4 protein-coding genes are annotated in these 2753 nt (G+C 34.4%); all 4 read left to right on the forward strand.

The window, feature by feature from the left end; genetic code table 11:
* Nucleotides 1–63: 63 nt before the first annotated feature.
* The 4 genes from GO621_RS18530 to GO621_RS18545 all read left to right on the forward strand — a co-directional run bounded on the left by GO621_RS18530 (nucleotide 64) and on the right by GO621_RS18545 (nucleotide 2440).
* Nucleotides 64–594 carry a DUF6756 family protein gene (locus GO621_RS18530; protein ID WP_157569862.1) on the forward strand — a complete coding sequence of 177 codons (531 nt, stop codon included), beginning with the start codon at nucleotides 64–66 and terminating at the stop codon, nucleotides 592–594.
* 275 nt (nucleotides 595–869) lie between these two features.
* On the forward strand, nucleotides 870–1463 hold the full coding sequence (locus tag GO621_RS18535) for an OB-fold protein (protein ID WP_198170319.1): 594 nt from the start codon (nucleotides 870–872) through the stop codon (nucleotides 1461–1463).
* A gap of 309 nt (nucleotides 1464–1772) precedes the next feature.
* Nucleotides 1773–2111 carry a type II toxin-antitoxin system RelE/ParE family toxin gene (locus tag GO621_RS18540; RefSeq protein ID WP_157569866.1) on the forward strand — a complete coding sequence of 113 codons (339 nt, stop codon included), beginning with the start codon at nucleotides 1773–1775 and terminating at the stop codon, nucleotides 2109–2111.
* Nucleotides 2108–2440: a helix-turn-helix transcriptional regulator gene (locus GO621_RS18545; RefSeq protein WP_198170320.1), complete on the forward strand. Its 333-nt coding sequence runs from the start codon at nucleotides 2108–2110 to the stop codon at nucleotides 2438–2440. The genes GO621_RS18540 and GO621_RS18545 overlap by 4 nt, the downstream gene beginning before the upstream one ends.
* Nucleotides 2441–2753: the final 313 nt, after the last annotated feature.

Consider the following 2753-nt stretch of genomic DNA (forward strand, 5'->3'; position numbering starts at 1 on the left):
CCAGTTCTTCGCCAAGCCTTTTCCGTTGGCTGCCATTTTGCAAGACAACCTAAACTTTGACAATTGCAGATCAGAAAAAACAAAAATTTACTTAGAAAAACGTGGACGAATTTAAGAGCCGAGATAAGCAAGGTAATTGCTGAAAAACAAATTGTTGAAGCTGACTTTCGACCATTATCTATTTATGAAAATTGGGAACAAATAGAGGAAAAAGTCTATCAAACATTTTGCAATTCGATAAATTCTAAAAAAAGACCAGTTTGGTTGTGGACAAATTTCAAACTTGATACGTTTTCTCTTTCAAACTTGCAAAACAGACCAGAAGTTTATTTGGACAAGTTGGTTGAAAAAAATGAGAAAATTTGGTACGTTGTAAATGAAACGATAAATGAATGCAACAAACTTTGGTTTTATGAGGGAAAAATCAAGAGTATTCAAATAGTTATCAACGAGACTTGGTTTGACGAACTTTATCTAATTTCAAAAAAATATGAATGGTTAATTTGTATTAATCACCACGACTGCATAATTGCGACAGGAAATTTTATGCCAGACAGATTAAGAAAATTAGAACTGGAAAAGGAACTGAAATAAAAACGGCAGCCAACATTGGTTTGGCAAAAAACTGGCGGACGAATTAAACATCAACTTTTGTTTTGCTATTTTGCTTCAGTTTCAGCCGAAGGAATAAAAATTTAGCTGGTAAAAGAAGCATCAACTTTTTATTATTTATTTAGCTTTGGTTTCGGCGGATGGATTTCTATTTCCAGTTCTTCGCCAAGCCTTTTCCGTTGTGTGCAACCTTTACGGAAACTTCACTACATTGCAGCCTTAACGACAAAACTATAACTAAAACATTACTATTTTTTATGGAAAATTTATTTGCGTTACTACTATTTGCCAGTTTGATATTTTTAGTAATTGGTTTGTTTAAACCGGCAACCAGCCTATTTTGGGACAAAAATGAAAAAACAAGAAAAAAATCATTTTTGGTATATGGTGGCTTAACAATTCTATTTTTTATACTTTTTGGCGTTACAGCTGACAAGAAAAAAACAGGCTCAAGTGATACTTCCTCACTGACTACTGAAACACAAACAGCTGAAAATGCACAAGTTTCAACTCAAGCTGAAAAAGAAAGAGAACTGGCTGAAATTAAAAAGAATACAATTTCCGCACACGACTTAACTGCAACTTACGAAGCAAATGAAGTTGCAGCAGACGAAAACTTTAAAGGCAAGACTTTTTATGTTACAGGCACTATAACAGATATCAAAAAAGATGTTTTGGACAATATCTATGTTACTTTAAAAGGCAACGAAATGTTTAGACAAGTGCAATGCTTTTTTGAAGACAAAGAAACTGCAGCACAAATGCACAAAGGAATGAAAGTAACATTTAAAGGTACATGTGACGGACTTATGATAAATGTTCTTATGAAGGATTGCGTTTTAGTACAGTAACTACATTGGAAAATTTAACAAGGCTGCACACAACATTGGTTTGGCAAAAAACTGGCTGACGGAATAAACATAAACTTTTATTTTACTATTTTGCTTCAGTTTCAGCCGACGGAACAGAAATTTAGCTGATAAAAGAAGCATCAGCATTTTGAACTTTTATTTAACTTTAGTTTCGGCTGAAGGATTTCAAATTCCAGTTCTTCGCCAAGCCTTTTCCGTTGTGTGCAACCTTCCACCGACATCCACCGATAATTCCCACTTCGCACTTGTTTCTTAAGTAGGAAACTTTATCTTTGTAACAAAAAGCTAATGGACGAAAAGTTTTCTGTTGAGTTGTTGCCTGAAGCTGTTGCGTTTTTAGAAATGCTTGACGACAAGACCAGAGAGAAAATCTATTACAACATTAAGAAGTCGCAATACATTACCGACAACGAACTTTTCAAAAAGCTCAACGACAACATCTGGGAATTTAGAACTTTATACAATAGTAGAGCTTACCGGATTTTTGCTTTTTGGGACAAGACCAAGGATTTAGAAACTGTTGTTTTAGCAACTCATGGACTTATCAAAAAGACAAACAAAATGCCACAAAAAGAAATTGAAAAAGCTGAAAGCATTCGTAAACAATATCTAAACCCAAAGAAATGAAGGATATAAATAAGCCATTGAAAACTGTTTCACTTAACACAATGATTGATAAACACATTGGAAAAGTTGGAACAAAAAGACGGGATTCATTTGAAAACGAATTGAAGATCGATCTTTTGGGAAATGCAATAAAAAAAGCCAGGCAAGAACGCCACTTAACTCAAGAACAATTAGGTGAGTTAGTGGGTGTGCAGAAAGCCCAGATTTCTAAGTTGGAAAATAGTATAACAAATGCAAGGTTTGAAACCATCCTTAAAGTATTTACAGCATTGGGCGCAAAAGTGAACTTTAATGTAGAACTAAGTGACAAACTATTAACACTTTCTTAAACTTACCAAGGCTGCACACAACATTGGTTTGGCAAAAAACTGGCGGACGGAATATAATCTCAGCTTTTATTTTACTATTTTGCTTCAGTTTCGGCAGACGGAACAAAAATTTGGCTGATAAAAGAAGCAACAACATTTGAATATAAATTTAACTTTGGTTTTGGCTGACGGGTTTTAAATTCCAGTTCTTCGCCAAGCCTTTTCCGTTAATCGCAATTTGTGTTTTCGCCCGAGAAAGTTTGCTAAAGTTTTTTTTTGTCCCAAAAAAGCAAAAACACAAAAAGCGGCTAACATGGGTTTGGCAAAAAACTGG

Origin of the sequence: Mucilaginibacter arboris (genome assembly GCF_009754915.1) — a bacterium.
In the GTDB taxonomy this organism is placed as follows: Bacteria; Bacteroidota; Bacteroidia; order Sphingobacteriales; family Sphingobacteriaceae; genus Mucilaginibacter_A; species Mucilaginibacter_A arboris.

What these genes read in the sequence shown, in the direction of transcription:
- GO621_RS18535 (WP_198170319.1), top strand. Translation starts at nt 870, where the DNA reads ATGGAAAATTTATTTGCGTTACTACTATTTGCCAGTTTGATATTTTTA.
- GO621_RS18540 (WP_157569866.1), top strand. Translation starts at nt 1,773, where the DNA reads ATGGACGAAAAGTTTTCTGTTGAGTTGTTGCCTGAAGCTGTTGCGTTT.
- GO621_RS18545 (WP_198170320.1), top strand. Translation starts at nt 2,108, where the DNA reads ATGAAGGATATAAATAAGCCATTGAAAACTGTTTCACTTAACACAATG.